Genomic DNA, 16,406 nt, shown 5'->3' with positions numbered 1-16,406 from the left:
CTCACTCGATGGTTTTAATTGGCACTGCTGGCGAACCCACACACACGGTATTCGCTGGCAGGTCTTTCACCACGACACTCCCCGCCCCAATCACCACATTGTTGCCGATTGTGACCCCTGGACACACTGTCACATTCGCGCCAAACCACACATCATCACCGATAGTAATCGACTGAGCAAACTCATCCCCTTCCCGGCGCGTGCGTGAATCTAATGGGTGCGCCGCTGTCGAAATAACCACCCCCGGGGCGAGCAAGCAGTTATCCCCAATATTCACTTCCGCACCATCCAAAATGGTGCAACCGTGGTTCGCATAAAAACCTTTACCTAGTTTGATGTTATAGCCATAGTCACAAAAGAAAGGCGACTCTAAATGTGCGTCACTGTCATAACCAAGTAATTGATTCACTATCGCTAATCGCGCATCTTTCTTAGTAGGACAAGTTTGGTTAAGCTGATGGCATAGGCGCTTCGCCATATGTCGCTCAGACGTCAGCTCACTGTCCCACGCTTGGTAAATCTCTCCAGCCAGCATTTTTTCTTTTTCAGTCATCCACTACATCCAATATCGATTTCAACAAAAGGTGGGTTGAATAATCAGTCTTCGCGCATCTTGCGAAAGAAATCGAGCGCCAGCAAACCAGAACCGGAAAAGTGGGATGTGGGGCAACAATTTACTCTGTGTCCTGAACGTCTGCTGAACAAAAAAAAGCCCTGCAAAGCAGGGCCAAACGTTCTGAAAAAGATAAGGGTAAGATTCCCAAAAAGGTAGTGCTCATGTCTCTTAGCATGTTGCTGCGTTAGCCCACAGCCACCACATCGAATATCAGGCCATCCGATGTCATACTAAGAGCACAAAAAAATCGACGATTCACTGGAATAACAACAGCAAAAGTCGAGACTCAAGCAACGTCGAGCTGCTCGAGAAAAAGTGCGTACAAAACAGGTTATGCGGCAACGAAGTCTTTGCGCATAGGGGTAAAGTTGTCTAACAAGATACCCGCTTTCAAGCATTTTGCGCCGTGCATGATTTCAGGCTCTTTGTACATAGTGTCGCCAGCTTTAACCACTTTCGTTTCGTCACCAATAGTGAACTCAAACTCACCTGAAAGCACATAAGTCAGTTGCTCATGCGGGTGGTTATGCATCGCTGCAACTGCACCTTCTTCAAAGTGGACTTCAACGGTCATCATATTGTCGCTGTATGCCAATACTTTGCGGCTAATGCCTTCACCTAGGTCTTCAAGCTGAACATCGTTGTTATATACAAACATGATAATTGCCTTACATTGTCTTCAAACCCTACCCGAGGAGCACGCATGAAACCCAGATACTCACTCGCGTAATCAATGAAGGTAGATTACTTTATTTGTAATACAATATCAATTATTAAATCATACAGGAGAGATCTTCATCACGATCATGGTGCGCAGATTCATCGCGAGCAAACAGGTTTCCAGAAGTACACCCCCCCAAGAACCGACAATGATATTGTTAGCTAGCCAGCACAACGCACCGATAACAAAGAAAAAACGCATTTTTAGTCCTTTAAGACAAAAAAGCGCATAAGTACCTAAGCAGAAACCCGCCATTGGAAAAAGGGCAGTCCAATCCGTTGCAACAAACCAACCCACGAAGAGATTAAGTATGATAAATACCCAAGCTAGTTGGTGAGATCGGTAACGGATCGACAGCCAGGTTCTTGCCCCAGAAAGCAAACTGCTTAGCGCAGCAGGCATGGCGGCAAGAAGCACGTAGTGAATAGCGTGATTGAGGTTAAACACCACCATGATCTGTTTTAGACGCTTATCATCTCGTTGATAAAACGCCGTCATACCTAATCCAAAACTGACAAAACCAAGTAATTGAGCCAACACAAAATCATCATACATACCGATCTCATCCTCTCTATTTTCTCTGCCGAAAACAAAAAATGGCCACCTAAGTGACCATTCCCATGGAGTAACGTGCCAGCCAACATCTTGTCCGAGCAGCCTCCAACCACTTTAGCGAGCTAACCAACCGCCGTCGACCGCAAGCGTATACCCATTGACATACGAGCCCGCATCGGACGCAAGGAATACGACTGGGCCAGCAAGGTCTTGTGGCTCACCCCAACGGTCTGCTGGAATACGCTCTAGAATGGCAGCATTTCGTGCTTCATCTGCACGCAGTGCCGCGGTGTTGTTTGTTGCCATATATCCCGGTGCAATCGCGTTCACATTGATATTGTGTTTCGCCCACTCGTTCGCCATCAAACGTGTAATCCCCATGACACCGCTCTTAGATGCCGTATACGAAGGCACGCGGATACCACCTTGGAAAGAGAGCATTGAAGCGATGTTGACGATCTTACCGCCATTCCCCTGCGCGATGAACTGTTTAGCGACCGCTTGAGACATGAAGAAAACAGACTTCACATTGATGTCCATCACTTCATCCCAATCTTTCTCAGAAAAGTTAATCGCATCTTCACGGCGAATAATGCCCGCGTTGTTCACCAAGATATCCACTTTACCAAACTCGGTCACGGCCTGATCAACGATGCCAGCAATGTCATCTGTCTTCATCAAGTTGGCACGGATATCAAGGAATCGACGCCCGGTCTCTTTGATTTTTTCAATAGTGTCTGTTGGTTCAACAATGTTGACACCCACAATGTCACAACCTGCCTGCGCCAAGCCAAGTGCCATACCTTGACCTAAACCTGTATCACAACCGGTGACAATTGCCACCTTACCTTCTAGATTAAATGCGTTAAGAATCATTCTCTTCCCTCTGAAAACACAGTGGTCTTTGCCACTGTTTTAAAAAGATTACCTCGATTTCGTGAACACATACTAACCATTACAAAAACCAACGCAAGTTTTTGAAAAGTCGTTTTAATTTTATTTATAATGGGACTAGAAAACTGGCAAAGTTGAGTGATGAGCATATTTTGTGAGAAGAGTTAATCTTGAGATCCAGATCGCTGTTTCACCATTGAACATAAAAACAACATTTCAATTTTATTGACTTAAGATGCTAAATTAGAAAAAATTGGTCAACCAATTTTTAAGGGGAAGACATGGTAATGCAAAAAGTCGCAGTGATCGGCGAGTGTATGGTCGAACTACAACGTCGAGACGGCCACCTTGTAGAGGCATTTGGTGGCGATACATTAAACACCGCGCTCTACCTATCCCGATTAACGCACCAGCAAGGGTTAGAAACTTACTACGTGACGGGCTTAGGTAAAGATAGCTTCAGTCGCGATATGCTAGCGGCATGGGAAGCAGAGCAAATCAACACCTCTTTAGTCACCCTTTCTGACACAAAGAAGCCCGGCTTGTATCTGATTGAGACAGATCAAACCGGTGAACGCACATTCCATTACTGGCGAAATGACGCTGCTGCACGCTATTGGCTAGAAGAAGGCGATGTTACGCAGATCTCTGCTTCTCTGAGCGAGTTTTCGGCGATCTATGTCAGTGGTATTAGTCTGGCGATCCTCTCTGAGCAAAATCAGAATCGTCTGTTTAAAATACTTGAACAATGCAAAACAAACGGCGCGAAAGTGCTATTCGATAACAACTATCGCCCCCACTTATGGCAGGCGGTGTCTGACGCCCAAAAGGCCTACGCGCGGATGCTCGCGCTCACTGACATTGCACTGTTGACCTTTGACGACGAAGTGATGCTCTACGGTGACAGTGATGTCGAAACCTGTATTCAGCGTACTCAGCAAGCCGGCGTCACCGAAATCGTCATCAAACGCGGTGCCGATGATTGCCTTATCGTTCAAGGCGAGTCACAAGTCTCGGTACCTGCGACTCGTGTTGACCGCGTTGTCGACACGACGGCTGCAGGGGATTCTTTCAGCGCCGGTTACTTAGCGCAGCGCCTCACTGGTGGCAGCGCTGAAGCATCAGCACAATCTGGCCATCAACTTGCCGGTACTGTTATTCAACACCCTGGTGCGATCATTCCTCGCGATGTCATGCCAGCTATCAAACTCAACCAATAAAGGACAACCCAACTATGTCAACATTGAATGCCCGCATGAGCGAGCTAAAAGTGATTCCAGTTATCGCCATTAAAGACGCGGACAAAGCAGTGAAACTGGCACAAGTGCTGGTTGAGAATGGCCTTCCTTGTGCCGAGGTCACTTTCCGTACCGACGCCGCCGCGGACGCCATCCGCTTGATGCGCGACGCCTACCCTGAGATGTTGATTGGTGCGGGCACTGTTCTGCGTAGCGAACACGTGGACGCAGCCATTGAAGCCGACGTCGACTTTGTTGTCAGCCCCGGCTTTAACCCAACCACAGTCAAATATTGTCAGCAACGTGGCATGCCAATCATTCCGGGCGTCAACAACCCAAGTTTGGTTGAACAAGCGATGGAAATGGGCTTAGAAACCCTGAAGTTTTTCCCAGCGGAGCCATCCGGTGGCGTAGGCATGCTAAAAGCACTAACCGCCGTTTATCCTGTTGCCTTTATGCCAACAGGCGGCGTTAGCCCGAAGAATGTCAACGACTATCTCGCCATTGACGCGGTATTTGCCTGTGGCGGTACTTGGATGGTGCCGGGCAACTTGATTGATGAAGAACGCTGGGATGAACTTGCAGCGCTAGTCAAAGAAGTGAGCAGTATCGTCGCTTAATATTCGTCTACTGCTTAGGTCGCCTGCGTCTGGGCGACCTATTACTCCTCCTTTCCAGCTCTCTGCTATCCCTCAAACTCAGGACAATCAAAACGAGACATCGCGGCCAAAAAACGAAGAGATTCGGTTTTCGCTCAACGATACGTAGAAATAACTTAGTCCAATATACAACCTGCATCTTATAACGCTGCGTGTTATGGTTTACTCCAATATTACTTAGCAAAAAATTCAGGTGACAGTTCAATGAGAACCGAAGTGTTAGTGATCATGGGTTATTTTGCCCTTATGGTCGCGATTAGCATTACATTTAAACGCATGGCAAGTAATTCCGCCAGTGACTACTTCCGTGGTGGCGGTCGCATGCTGTGGTGGATGGTCGGCGCAACCGCTTTTATGACCCAATTTTCTGCGTGGACTTTCACTGGTGCTGCGGGAAAAGGATTCAACGATGGCTTTATGGCCAGCGCGCTTTTTCTCGGAAATACCCTCGCTTATGGTGCCTCTTACCTTTGGTTTGCGGCAAAATTTCGACAAACTCGCGTTGATACGCCAACACAAGCCATCCGACAGCGCTTTGGCACAACCAGCGAGCAGTTTTTTACGTGGGCGATTATTCCGCTCAGTATTTTGAGCGCGGGGATCTGGCTCAACGGCCTTGCCATCTTTGTCGGTGCCGTCTTCCAATGGGAGATGACAACGACCATTTGGGCAACAGGCCTTGCCGTCCTGATGATCTCTTTACTCAGTGGAGCTTGGGGGGTGGTCGCCTCTGATTTCGTTCAAACCCTGATAGTCGCTGTCATCTCTGTCGCCTGTGCTGCCGTTGCACTCTTTAAAGTCGGCGGCATCGATAACATTGTGACGGAGTTCCCGAGTAATTTCTGGATAGGGCCAGACATGAACTACCCCTTAATTGTGGTCAGTGCGTTCTTGTTCTTTGTCGTCAAACAGCTGCAAAGCATTAACAACATGCAAGACTCCTATCGTTTTCTCAACGCACGTGACTCACAACATGCGAGAAAAGCGGCCCTCATGGCGATGGGCTTAATGGCGATAGGCAGCGTTATCTGGTTTATCCCTCCATGGGCATCAGCGATTCTTTACCCTGGCGCTGCAGATGAATATGCGGCTTTGGGCAACAAAGCCTCAGATGCGGTTTATCTTGTGTTCGCCCGCAATGCGATGCCTGCGGGCACGGTCGGCCTTCTCGTCGCGGGTTTGTTTGCTGCAACCATGTCTTCGATGGATTCCGCCTTAAACCGTAACTCCGGTATCTTTGTTCGCAGTTTTTACTCACCTATCCTGCGCAAAGACAAACATACCAGCGAGCAACACCTTCTTCGGGTCGGACAGGCCGTGTGTTTAGTCAATGGTATTCTGGTCATCTTGGTCGCGCAGTTATTTGCCCAACTAAAAGGGATGAGCTTGTTCGATCTCATGATGTCGGTCTCTACACTCGCTTCTGCGCCTATCTTGGTCCCATTGTTCTTTGGGATGTTTATCAAACGCACCCCGATCTGGGCAGCGTGGGTGACAGTACTCTTCGGCGTTGGCGTTTCATGGCTTTGTATCAATACCATCACACCAGTTCGGCTTGGTGAATGGCTCGATATTCAATTCACTCAGCGTGAAATCATTGAACTTCGCAGTATCATTGCCATTATTGCCCACCTGCTGCTTACCGGTGGATTTTTTGTCGCAACGCGCCTGTTCTACAAAGAAGAGACTTTAGATCCTAAACAGAAGATAGCCACTGAGACCTTCTTCAACAATATCGATACGCCTTGTATCGCAGACGATGAACAAGACCAGTTCGACCGCTTGCAACGCGAAAAGCTCGGTGTTATCACGATGATGATGGGCGGTGGCATGCTGTTGATGATGCTACTACCTAACCCGGCATGGGGTAAGGCCCTGTACTTCATCTGTGCCGCGTTAATCTTCGCCATTGGTTTTGCACTCAAGCGGCAGGCGAATAAAAGCGTCATCGCCTCAACCACCGCCTAGAACGGCGGTAGATGATTTTGGCCAAGCAACCTTGGCCATTAACAAAGAGGGTGACCAAATCGGTCACCCTCTCTCTTTCTACTCCGTGACAGAATGTCGTGTGGGCGCCGGACGCCGTAATCCTGCCCCTGCGGTAAAGATCAGTCCACCAATCAGCAAAAAAGCGACACGATCGAAGGGGAGGTTAGGGGCAAAAACCAACAACCCAACGCCAACACCCAATGCTTGCGTTAGCTTACCGAGATACAACCCTTGGCGGCCATCAACAGCAGCTTCTTCATCAAGACTGATCGGCGTAGCTAGATTTGAAACAAAATGCGTTAATGCTTGATGGTGTTGTGTATGACTTTCGCGGTAGAAACGCGAACTCAACAAGAAAAAACCACCCGTAATCACAATGTGCGCCGTCAGTGACGCAATGACCATCAAATCCACCGCTTCACGCCCAGTAAAGCGCTCAGCATTGAACAGAGGAAGCAACCAGTTCACCTCAAACACAAACTGCATAAACGCCGATACCATCAAACCAACAAGCAAGGTTGCCCAGCCTGACCACGCCGGTGTTCGTGTCACCACCACGGCAAGTAGCGCCGGAATCGCAAGCGGCGTTTGCAATAGCGCACCGAAAAGCATCATTAAATCAAAGAAGCTGTACTCTTCCATTGAGGCGAACAGCAGTGCCGCCCAGATAGCCACAACCCCGTTAACCACCGTCACCACTTTACCGACCACAAGCTGTTGCGCATCACGCGCATTCGGATTGATCAGCGATTGGTAGACATTTCGAACAAAAATCCCTGCATTGCGATTCAATGCCGTTGTCATTGGCGAGATCGTCGCTGCAATCATCGCAGCGAGAATCAGTCCTAACACACCATTGGGCATGTGGTGCTCAACAAAGTAAACGTAGGCGGCATTATTGGCATCATTCCCTAACGTCGGATAAATTGCCGCTAAATCAACACCGTGCGTTGCAGAAACCCAAGGTGGCACAAACCACATCACTGGCCCGATAACAAACAAAAGCCCTGTCACAAGTGCCGCTTTACGCGCTTCTCGCTCATTGACGGTAACCAGAAAACGGTAACATGTCATCGCATTGTTGGTGCTAATCGTCTGCTTGGTGAACATGAAGAAGATCCACAATAGGCCGATCTGCCAATATTGAATCGAGTCACCCAGCACTTGTGTCGACGGATAGTCTCGCACTAGCTCAGCTGGACCACCAGCGGCATAAAGCGCATAACCGCCCGCCACCATAGTAATTGCCATCAGTAAGATTAGCTGAATCACATTGGTTGCCGACACGGTCCACGATCCTCCAGCCACCGAAATCAAGGTAACAATCACCCCCACGCCAATAATGGTGACCGAGAGTTCGATACCAAAGACAGCAGAGACAAAGATGGCGAGGCCATTAAGCCAAATCGCAATCGAAAAGGTGGTCAGTGGAAACTGGAGCCAAGTGAAAATTTGCTCTGAGACTTTACCGAAACGTTGCCGAATGACTTCCATCGGCGTATCGACCCGCAGTTGACGAAAACGTCCCGCAAAATACCAAGCGGCGACAAAGAAGCCGATCGCATTACCCCAAAAAATGAATAACACCGTTAAACCGTCTTCATAGGCTTTGGCCGCAGCGCCAGTAAAGGTCCAAGCAGAAAACTGCGTCATGAATGCCGTAGCGCCAGCCATCCACCACATCATGGCCCCACCGCCTTTGATGAAACCACTTGAGTCCTTGGAAAAACGCTTAAAAATTAAGGCGGCTATCAAGATAAAGCCGAAATACCCCCCAACGATCATCAGATCAATTGTATTCATGCTGCTCTCTTAGTGTTTATCAATAACTCAGCCTTATTGATTCATGCAATAAGACAAATAAAAGATATATATCTAGTAATCCTTAGGCTCTACTAACAAGACGAGCGAAGCCTAAACCCGCACTGGGTCAGATGGAGATAAGGATTCAGTGCCACGCAAGCACCTTCATCTCAATGGGAGATGTTTGAGTTTTGCTCGCCCTTTGTTAGAGAATCGCTTCAACAACGCGAGGTAGAGCTCAGCGGTTGATACCGCATCAATCAATGCATTGTGCTCTTGGTAGGGCGGTAGTCCATGACGCGCTCGGCAAGCCCCCAGTCGAAAGTCACCACATTGCTGGCGTTCTTTGTTAAGGCACAGCGCCTTATCTAACGCCAAGGTATCAATCCACAATAGCGGTAAGGGTGGTAACTGGTAACGCTTTTCGATATAACGCGCTAAGAATGCTTTTTCAACTTTGCAACTGTGAACGACGAGCACACGGCCAACCATTTCGGCCAACAACATGTCCATCGCGTCATCCAATGCTTCCCCATCTGCAGCTAGCATTTCCGGTAGTATGTGGTTTATTACCGCTGTCTCTGGCTTGATCGCCTCCGGCGACTGAATATAGTGATGACTCGAGGAACTCAGCCCTATCATGCCCTGCTCAATCACCACCGAGCCATAAGATAAAATGGTATCTTGCGCTGGATTGAGCCCCGTTGTTTCAATATCAAAAACGAGGGTGTCGGCTTTCAGCAGATCATCGTCTAACATCGGCACGGGCGCTGAAAGTAACGCGCGCACAGCATCCGGTATCGCTTTATGTTGCCGCAAGTATTGTTCACGGGCTTTGACCAATTTATTGCGGGGATGAAACCCGGCTAACCATCCTTTCATCGGCCGCCAACTCCAAAACGCAATTTCGCCGCATCTTGTAAATTAGCGATAATACGAAACGCATCTTTCAAGTGCTTTCTCTCAAAGCTACTGAAGTCAGAAGGGTCAATATTGTTATCTGCTATTTCAGCGCTCTTTAATGACTTCAACTGATGGATATAACGCACTTGTGATACAAATCGGTAAGCGCCGATGATATCTTTCAGCATGCTCTCACTCATGGCACCTTTCTCATAAGCGCATTGAAAACGCGCTTCTGTACCGACTTTTTCACTTCCCACCTGAAGACCATAAATACGCGCCAAATCAACAATTAAGGTCAGTGCAAACTTTTTAATGTTTAGCGTGTTGCTGTTCTCGCCCCCTTTCTCAACAACCAAATTGTTAAAAATGCCTAAGGGCGGATTGACGCTCACTGAATCACGCATCATAGAGGCAAGAAACTCACGCCCTTTGCCGATTTCACTGAACAAATGACGCTGTAACTCCGTCGAGAAGGCCGCCTTTCCATAGATAGTGCGAACTTCCAAAAATACTGTCGCATTAAGCAACATTTCGTAGTGTGGGTTAGCCACCCATTTGGAATAGTAGGCTTTCCACACTTTCATCGGCTGGCACCACTTCGGCGTTGCTGCCATGAACTTACCACTGCAAAGCGGATAGCCACAAGCATCCAACCCATTGCAAACCATTGATGCCAAGTGCTGGAAATAGATTCGGTCGGCATCCGTCGCTGCATCATCGAAAACAATGGCATTATCTTGGTCGGACAGCATGTGCACTTCATGTCGAGCTGTTGAGCCGGCCACGACCCAGGCATAATCAACGGGTGGCGGGCCAAGCTTTTCTTCACTTATCTGGATAATACGTCGATTAAACGCATCCATAATCAAGGTCATCACCTGACCGATAATTTCAGCACTGACACGACCTTCAACCAAAGCTTCAAAGATGGCTTGGCGCTCAGAAGCAAGTATCGCCAACTCATCTATAGTGTTAGAAAACTTGATCTTTTCTATCAAGAACAAGGCTTGTACACGGTTCTTTTGCACGAGATGAGTGGTGGTTAATAAGCCGAGTGCCTGATTATCTTTTACCACGGGAAGGCTGCGTACATTGTGCTGCATCATCAATGAAACAGCATTAAGTACCAACTCATTGGGCCCAATCGTCAGCGCTGGGGATGTCATCACTTTACAGACTTGCGTGTCGAGCGGCACTTCACCTGCGATAACCCGCATGGTGAGATCACGATCAGTGATTAGCCCAACAATTTCTTCGTTTTCGTAAACTAACGCCGTAGAGGAACGATTGGCGCGCCGCATCGCTTTGGCAACATCACGAATGGACTCTGTCGACTGCACGGTCGCAATACGACCACTTGCGACATCTTCTACTCGCTTAACAAAAATGCCTTTTTCTTGTTCAGACCACACTACATTCAACGCAGATTGTAAACGCACCTGGGCTTGCGCCGCGAACAAGGTCGCGTACTCTGGCTGCGTCTGCAGCAGCTGCTGGATCTGCACGTGAGGCACTAGATACAACAAGGCGTTTTCTGACGCGGTGACCGTATAGCCATCTTCCGCATTCGCAAGTGGTTCAAGGAAAGTGAAGCCAAACAGATCCTCTTCGCCTAACTTTGCACGCAGGCGTCCGTCCGACTTACGCTGCTCGACTGACCCTTTGCGGATAATATAAAGATAGCGATCTTCACACGTCGCGCTAAAAGCTATCTGCTCTCCTTTCGCTAAGTAAGTAATCTTTATCGACTTAGCAAATTCCTTTTGCACGTCTGCTGGAAGTTGATCAAAGGGATCAATTTGCACAAGAAAATCGAGCACATTGGTCAGCAAGGTATGCGTCATGGCGAGTCACCTGAAACTTTAAAAGGCTATTATAATACAAATGCACAAAAGTGGCAGTGTTGATTATCCTCCATTTCCACACTGACTGCCCAAATTATCAGCAATTCTCCTACCGAGATCACACCAATTAGATACTGCTTTTTTGTATTTTTAAAAAGCCTTTTCATTTTTTGAGTTAGTTCTTATAATAGCTGACAACAAAAACAGGAGAAGTGACCTAATGAAAATTGCATTGATGATGGAGAACAGCCAAGCTGGCAAAAACGCTGCTGTCCTAAATGAGCTAAACGCAGTCGCTGGCGCTAAAGGTTTCCCAGTATTCAACGTAGGCATGTCCGATGAAAACGATCATCACCTGACCTACATTCACCTCGGTATCATGGCGAGTATTCTTATCAACGCGAAAGCGGTTGACTTTGTTGTCACTGGTTGCGGCACTGGCCAAGGCGCGATGATGTCATGCAACATCCACCCAGGTGTTGTCTGCGGTTACTGCCTAGACCCATCAGATGCATTCCTTTTCAACCAAATCAACAACGGTAACGCATTGGCACTTGCGTTTGCAAAAGGCTTTGGTTGGGGTGCAGAACTGAATGTTCGTTACATCTTCGAGAAAGCCTTTGAAGGCGAGCGTGGTCAAGGCTACCCACTAGAGCGTGCTGAACCACAGCAGCGTAATGCGGGCATCTTGAACGAGGTGAAAGCTGCTGTTGTTAAAGAAAACTACCTTGATACGCTGCGTGCGATTGACCCAGAGCTTGTGAAAACCGCGGTTTCTGGTGAGCGTTTCCAGCAGTGCTTTTTCGACAACTGCCAAAACCCTGAAATTGAAGCATTTGTTCGCGAAATCTTGGCTTAACACCCAATACGCAACATCCACTCCCTATGACGTAAAGCCAGCAATTTGCTGGCTTTTTTTCATTGACTCTGCGCTACAACGACGATCTTTACCTATCACTTACCCATAACATTAGTGCAGACTTTGCCCAATTAACCACACCAAAAATTTGCCTCATCTTTGATATACATCTGTTTTTCCAATAGGGAATATAGTGATTAATCACGATAATCTGGTAAGCTATTCGTCATACATAATTAGTAGTTAAGGTTACACATGCAATCCAAATTCGCGACTATTTCCGGCTCCAAACGCAGCCTTCATGTTCAAGTTGCTAGGGAGATAGCACGCGGCATCCTTTCTGGAGAACTTCCGCAAGGCTCTATCATTCCAGGAGAGATGGCTCTTTGTGAGCAGTTTGGCATTAGCCGCACCGCCTTACGTGAAGCCGTGAAGCTTCTCACCTCCAAAGGCCTGCTCGAATCTCGCCCAAAAATCGGGACGAAAGTCGTCGATAAAATCCACTGGAACTTCCTTGATCCTCAGTTGCTTGAATGGATGGAAGGCTTACAAAACTCTGAGATTTTTTATCATCAGTTCTTAGGCTTGCGTAAAGCAATCGAACCTGAAGCGTGTGCGCTTGCCGCCAAGAATGCGACAGCCGAACAACGCATCGAGCTTTCAGAAACCTTCCAAGAGATGGTCGAAATCGCCGAAGATTTTGATCAAAAGCGCTGGGCCGAAGTCGACATGCACTTTCACCGCCTGATTTTCCTTTCTACCGGCAACGACTTTTACTTACCCTTTGGCAATGTGCTCGCCACTATCTTTATGAGCTTTATCAATCACTCATCAAAAGACGGCGGGGTGTGTATTGGTGAGCATCGTGATATTTATGATGCCATCATGGCAGGTAATGAGGATCGTGCACGCGAGGCCTCTCGCTTACTCCTTCGTGAAGAGAAGCACCGTTTGCCCAGCGAAGCGTCCGCGTAATCACACCTTAAGCTTGCAAAAAACCGACCATCTGGTCGGTTTTTTTACTTGTATACTTACCCGCAGCAACGCTTATGCTTTTTGCCGCTTCCACAAGGGCAAGGGGCATTCCGCCCCGCCGCTTGACGGGTTTGCTGAGCGCGTTGCCTATCCGCTTGCGCGACAAGCAACATAATGTCTGCGGCCTGTCTCCCCTGCTCCAACAGCTCCCGCATTTTTGCCATATAGGGCGCAGAGTGCTTGAAGAAATGCTTGTAACCCTGACAGAAATAGTTGTGATTGGGAAAACCAGAAGGGGAAACATCAAAGCGATGTTTTGGGCAGCCGCCATGACAGGCAAAACGAAAATCACAGCGCTGGCAATCTGGCGTCAGCGTATTACGCTTGTCTTGTCCAAACTGATGTGCCGCGTCCCCTTCATTTAACTCTTTAATAGAGATTTGATGAATGTTCCCAAGCAGATATTCAGGGTAAACGTAGTGATCACAGCTATACAGATCCCCGTTAGCCTCAAGGGCGAAAGCGTGCCCGCAAGTTTCGGAAAACACACACACACCCGAGGGCTGACCACACCAAGACGCTAACGTGGTATCAAACATCTGCACGAAAACGCGGCCCACATCTCGACGTACCCAAACATCAAACACCTGATTCAGGAATTCGCCGTATTGCCATGACGGCACGGACCAATCTGTGACCGTTGCCATCGATTCACCCGGTAGCACCAAGCTCAACGCCGATGTATCTTGCTGCTTGGCTTCTCGCTCCACCAGCGGAATAAACTGTAGAAATGTCGACCCAATCTCCGTTAAAAACTGGTACAAGGCTTTTGGGTGCTTCACATTGACGCTATTGATCACTGTAAGCGTATTAAATGCCACGCCATGTTTTTTTAAACACACGATACCCGCCATCACTTTCTCGTGCGTCGGTTTCCCTGAGCGCGTCACCCGATAGTGGTCATGCAGTTCAGCAGGGCCATCAATGGATACACCAATCAAAAAATTGTGCTTGGCAAAAAACTGACACCAATCATCATTGAGTAATATGGCATTGGTTTGAAAGGCATGCTGAATGGTTTTTCCCTTACCGTACTTCTCGCATAAGGCAATCACACGTTCATAAAACGGCAACCCCATTAACGTGGGCTCTCCCCCTTGCCAAGCAAACTCAACATGTGGCCCCGGTTGTGCTTCAATTTGCTGTCGAACATAGGTTTCAAGGGTTTCGTCACTCATACGCCACTGAGCCTGGCGATCGGGGTAGAGCTTCTCTTTCTCGAGATAAAAACAGTAGTGGCAATCGATATTGCAGACAGAGCCACTGGGCTTCGCCATTACGTGGCAGCCCACTTGAGTTGCAGTCGACATGATACTTACGCGTTAAAAAACAATGTAGACCATTATACGCGGTACACAATGAAAAATAATCTCAACAAGCAATAAAATTAAAACATCTTTTCACAAAATGAGATCAATCACGGCTTGCGTCGCTACTCCTTGTGGCTTTTGCCCACTCTCATTAGTGGTTAAATTTACCAAAGAGTGTGTATATTTTATCATCCTCAACGTCAAAACAGATGTAGTTGAAATTAACTTATTGATTTTAAACAACATAAAAGTTGGCACGGTTATCGCTTTGTAGCAATACATTCATGGTGAACGTGATTGAGTCAACCACCCACCGCCACCTATTTCGTAAGATGCTATTAGGGAGAGACACATGCACATTGAAGAACTTGCTTCGAATTTAACCGCCGCTGTCGCGGCTCTGGGTATCAGCACCTTTGTTGTTGCTGATGACCGCACTATTAGCGAGTTTACTGAGTTATCCATCGCCAATGGTATTTCAGCTCATGTCATGTGTGATGACGTACCTCGCCTTACCAGCCCAGACGATCTCACCGACCTTGAAATCGTTGAAAAAAATGGTGAACTGACACTCATCAATCATTCAGAATGGCTTTGGGGTGATCACAAACCGGTCAAGCTGGTCATCTATACCAATCAACATATTGAGGACGTGACTGCAGTCAATGGCACTAAACTCACACTCTCTGAATGTGCCGTCTCACCCGACGCGATGAGAGTCAGAGGCCAGATGGGCACATTACTGCATGTCGCTGGCGAGACCGAGCAGCTTGACTTAGAAATTGGGATGGGCGCCGCCTTCAACGACGACGATGTCATCTTGAAAGCGCAACAAGTCAACCTCAGAGCCGCCATGGGCGCTTATGCCAACCTTTGTCATGCCGAGCAAATCCACGGGTCGTTGAGTGCGGGTGCTAAGCTCGATCACGGTCGCCATACTGACTTAGAGGTGAATGCCGACTTTGGTACCGCCACCAGCAGCCGAGATTGCCTCTAAGTATGACTAAAAAGCAACAGAGTTAAAAAAACAGAGCAAAACATTGAAAGAAGGTAACAAGTTAACTAAAAGTGAGAGTAGAAAGTCAGGTTTTTACCGTTAAGTCAGTTAAACTGGAAGAAAAACGACCGCGATAAACATGCAACGATTTACGCTTACTTTACTCACCTGTTCCCTTCTTGCTGGCTGTTTTGGTGGCGAGAAAGATGCCGATGAACTCTGCAAAGCCATTCCCGGTATGTGTGGCGATCTCAACATCGGCGATACGCACTGTAAAAAGGATCGCGACCCTTTAGTCCGCGCGCGCTACACGGCAATCATTTCTGGTCGCGATCTCGACAAGTTTGAAGAGTTAAAAGCAACCAAAATGTTCACACGTTGTATGGAGCTCTCCTCGGTCATTTCTGCCACTCAACTTTCTGATGCCAATGCGCGGCGCATGGCCGCGCTTGTCCACAGCGCAGCACAAGAAGACAAACTACTGATGGAGCTTTCGACTTCTCAAGCACCGGAGATCATCTACTATCGGTGGACACAAGGTGACGAGTTGGCAAAAGATCAGTTTCTGGCGTTGGAGAGCTCAGAAAGGCTGAATACACCCTACCTCAAGATGGCGCTCGCAGGATATTACACACATTCAGATAAAGCGCATGCTATCAATATACTCCACCAAGGTTTGGAGTTAGTGAACAGCCAAATGCCCCTCGAAAATCAGCTGATCCTTTCGCTAGCCACACTGAACCTACAAATCGACAACATCGAAGAGGCGTATGTCTGGACTATGGTAGCGGCGCAGTTTGAACTCACCAGTGGCACAGACAGGCTAATGCGCATTAAACCCATCGATATGGCAACCCATGAAATGCTACAAAAAAAAGCGATGTTGATTGCAGAAGAGATCGAAATGGGTCGGTATCGACGCCAATAGCGGTTTTTCCCTATACCATCAAAAATATACCTTCAAAAAGGGTCGCGATTTC

The 16,406-nt window shown here is 47.9% G+C and carries 15 protein-coding genes; 7 read left to right on the top strand and 8 right to left on the bottom strand.

What is annotated here, in order from left to right; all coding sequences use genetic code 11:
- Nucleotide 1 precedes the first annotated feature (1 nt).
- From TSUB_RS17335 to kduD, 4 genes are all read right to left on the bottom strand, one after another.
- Nucleotides 2–553, bottom strand: a complete 552-nt coding sequence (locus tag TSUB_RS17335; protein ID WP_087016538.1) for a sugar O-acetyltransferase — start codon at nt 551–553, stop codon at nt 2–4.
- 394 nt (nt 554–947) lie between these two features.
- Nucleotides 948–1,274: a cupin domain-containing protein gene (locus tag TSUB_RS17330; protein ID WP_087016540.1), complete on the bottom strand. Its 327-nt coding sequence runs from the start codon at nt 1,272–1,274 to the stop codon at nt 948–950.
- A 120-nt stretch (nt 1,275–1,394) separates the two neighbouring features.
- On the bottom strand, nt 1,395–1,892 hold the full coding sequence (locus tag TSUB_RS17325; RefSeq protein ID WP_087023996.1) for a YgjV family protein: 498 nt from the start codon (nt 1,890–1,892) through the stop codon (nt 1,395–1,397).
- A gap of 114 nt (nt 1,893–2,006) precedes the next feature.
- The gene (gene kduD, locus TSUB_RS17320; protein ID WP_221274626.1) at nt 2,007–2,768 is read right to left on the bottom strand and encodes a 2-dehydro-3-deoxy-D-gluconate 5-dehydrogenase KduD; all 762 of its coding nucleotides are present in this window, start codon (nt 2,766–2,768) and stop codon (nt 2,007–2,009) included.
- 299 nt (nt 2,769–3,067) lie between these two features.
- Here kduD and kdgK point away from each other — a divergent pair, with 299 nt between their 5' ends.
- From kdgK to TSUB_RS17305, 3 genes are all read left to right on the top strand, one after another.
- Nucleotides 3,068–4,006: a 2-dehydro-3-deoxygluconokinase gene (gene kdgK, locus TSUB_RS17315; RefSeq protein WP_087023998.1), complete on the top strand. Its 939-nt coding sequence runs from the start codon at nt 3,068–3,070 to the stop codon at nt 4,004–4,006.
- 14 nt (nt 4,007–4,020) lie between these two features.
- The gene (locus TSUB_RS17310) at nt 4,021–4,644 is read left to right on the top strand and encodes a bifunctional 4-hydroxy-2-oxoglutarate aldolase/2-dehydro-3-deoxy-phosphogluconate aldolase (protein WP_087023999.1); all 624 of its coding nucleotides are present in this window, start codon (nt 4,021–4,023) and stop codon (nt 4,642–4,644) included.
- Between the two features lie 243 nt (nt 4,645–4,887).
- On the top strand, nt 4,888–6,651 hold the full coding sequence (locus TSUB_RS17305) for a sodium:solute symporter family transporter (RefSeq protein WP_087024000.1): 1,764 nt from the start codon (nt 4,888–4,890) through the stop codon (nt 6,649–6,651).
- A 78-nt stretch (nt 6,652–6,729) separates the two neighbouring features.
- Here TSUB_RS17305 and TSUB_RS17300 read toward each other — a convergent pair whose 3' ends face one another.
- The 3 genes from TSUB_RS17300 to TSUB_RS17290 all read right to left on the bottom strand — a co-directional run bounded on the left by TSUB_RS17300 (nt 6,730) and on the right by TSUB_RS17290 (nt 11,225).
- Nucleotides 6,730–8,475 (bottom strand): sodium:solute symporter family transporter, encoded by a 1,746-nt coding sequence (locus TSUB_RS17300; protein WP_087024001.1) that lies wholly within the window; start codon nt 8,473–8,475, stop codon nt 6,730–6,732.
- A 165-nt stretch (nt 8,476–8,640) separates the two neighbouring features.
- The gene (locus tag TSUB_RS17295) at nt 8,641–9,357 is read right to left on the bottom strand and encodes a 3'-5' exonuclease (protein ID WP_087024002.1); all 717 of its coding nucleotides are present in this window, start codon (nt 9,355–9,357) and stop codon (nt 8,641–8,643) included.
- Nucleotides 9,354–11,225, bottom strand: coding sequence for a DUF294 nucleotidyltransferase-like domain-containing protein (locus tag TSUB_RS17290; protein WP_087024003.1), 1,872 nt, complete (start codon nt 11,223–11,225; stop codon nt 9,354–9,356). Before TSUB_RS17290 ends, TSUB_RS17295 begins: the two co-directional genes overlap by 4 nt.
- Before the next feature lie 220 nt (nt 11,226–11,445).
- Between TSUB_RS17290 and TSUB_RS17285 the strand changes: the two genes are divergently transcribed.
- Nucleotides 11,446–12,084, top strand: a complete 639-nt coding sequence (locus TSUB_RS17285) for an RpiB/LacA/LacB family sugar-phosphate isomerase (protein ID WP_087024004.1) — start codon at nt 11,446–11,448, stop codon at nt 12,082–12,084.
- Nucleotides 12,085–12,339: 255 nt separating this feature from the next.
- Nucleotides 12,340–13,059, top strand: a complete 720-nt coding sequence (locus TSUB_RS17280) for a FadR/GntR family transcriptional regulator (protein ID WP_087024008.1) — start codon at nt 12,340–12,342, stop codon at nt 13,057–13,059.
- A gap of 56 nt (nt 13,060–13,115) precedes the next feature.
- On the opposite strand, the gene TSUB_RS17275 is transcribed toward TSUB_RS17280, so the two are convergent.
- On the bottom strand, nt 13,116–14,429 hold the full coding sequence (locus TSUB_RS17275; RefSeq protein ID WP_087024010.1) for an anaerobic sulfatase maturase: 1,314 nt from the start codon (nt 14,427–14,429) through the stop codon (nt 13,116–13,118).
- 352 nt (nt 14,430–14,781) lie between these two features.
- Between TSUB_RS17275 and TSUB_RS17270 the strand changes: the two genes are divergently transcribed.
- Both TSUB_RS17270 and TSUB_RS17265 read left to right on the top strand, forming a co-directional pair.
- Entirely contained in the window at nt 14,782–15,426 is a 645-nt protein-coding gene (locus TSUB_RS17270; protein ID WP_087022694.1) for a hypothetical protein, read from the top strand.
- A 139-nt stretch (nt 15,427–15,565) separates the two neighbouring features.
- On the top strand, nt 15,566–16,354 hold the full coding sequence (locus TSUB_RS17265; protein WP_087022697.1) for a DUF2989 domain-containing protein: 789 nt from the start codon (nt 15,566–15,568) through the stop codon (nt 16,352–16,354).
- Nucleotides 16,355–16,406 lie beyond the last annotated feature (52 nt).

Origin of the sequence: Thaumasiovibrio subtropicus, from assembly GCF_019703835.1 — a bacterium.
GTDB classification, from domain to species: domain Bacteria; phylum Pseudomonadota; class Gammaproteobacteria; order Enterobacterales; family Vibrionaceae; genus Thaumasiovibrio; species Thaumasiovibrio subtropicus.
Note: the sequence above shows the minus strand (reverse complement) of the source record. Positions and strands in the feature narration are given on the sequence as shown.

What these genes read in the sequence shown, in the direction of transcription:
- TSUB_RS17335 (WP_087016538.1), bottom strand. Translation starts at nt 553, where the DNA reads ATGACTGAAAAAGAAAAAATGCTGGCTGGAGAGATTTACCAAGCGTGG.
- TSUB_RS17330 (WP_087016540.1), bottom strand. Translation starts at nt 1,274, where the DNA reads ATGTTTGTATATAACAACGATGTTCAGCTTGAAGACCTAGGTGAAGGC.
- TSUB_RS17325 (WP_087023996.1), bottom strand. Translation starts at nt 1,892, where the DNA reads ATGTATGATGATTTTGTGTTGGCTCAATTACTTGGTTTTGTCAGTTTT.
- kduD (WP_221274626.1), bottom strand. Translation starts at nt 2,768, where the DNA reads ATGATTCTTAACGCATTTAATCTAGAAGGTAAGGTGGCAATTGTCACC.
- kdgK (WP_087023998.1), top strand. Translation starts at nt 3,068, where the DNA reads ATGGTAATGCAAAAAGTCGCAGTGATCGGCGAGTGTATGGTCGAACTA.
- TSUB_RS17310 (WP_087023999.1), top strand. Translation starts at nt 4,021, where the DNA reads ATGTCAACATTGAATGCCCGCATGAGCGAGCTAAAAGTGATTCCAGTT.
- TSUB_RS17305 (WP_087024000.1), top strand. Translation starts at nt 4,888, where the DNA reads ATGAGAACCGAAGTGTTAGTGATCATGGGTTATTTTGCCCTTATGGTC.
- TSUB_RS17300 (WP_087024001.1), bottom strand. Translation starts at nt 8,475, where the DNA reads ATGAATACAATTGATCTGATGATCGTTGGGGGGTATTTCGGCTTTATC.
- TSUB_RS17295 (WP_087024002.1), bottom strand. Translation starts at nt 9,357, where the DNA reads ATGAAAGGATGGTTAGCCGGGTTTCATCCCCGCAATAAATTGGTCAAA.
- TSUB_RS17290 (WP_087024003.1), bottom strand. Translation starts at nt 11,225, where the DNA reads ATGACGCATACCTTGCTGACCAATGTGCTCGATTTTCTTGTGCAAATT.
- TSUB_RS17285 (WP_087024004.1), top strand. Translation starts at nt 11,446, where the DNA reads ATGAAAATTGCATTGATGATGGAGAACAGCCAAGCTGGCAAAAACGCT.
- TSUB_RS17280 (WP_087024008.1), top strand. Translation starts at nt 12,340, where the DNA reads ATGCAATCCAAATTCGCGACTATTTCCGGCTCCAAACGCAGCCTTCAT.
- TSUB_RS17275 (WP_087024010.1), bottom strand. Translation starts at nt 14,429, where the DNA reads ATGTCGACTGCAACTCAAGTGGGCTGCCACGTAATGGCGAAGCCCAGT.
- TSUB_RS17270 (WP_087022694.1), top strand. Translation starts at nt 14,782, where the DNA reads ATGCACATTGAAGAACTTGCTTCGAATTTAACCGCCGCTGTCGCGGCT.
- TSUB_RS17265 (WP_087022697.1), top strand. Translation starts at nt 15,566, where the DNA reads ATGCAACGATTTACGCTTACTTTACTCACCTGTTCCCTTCTTGCTGGC.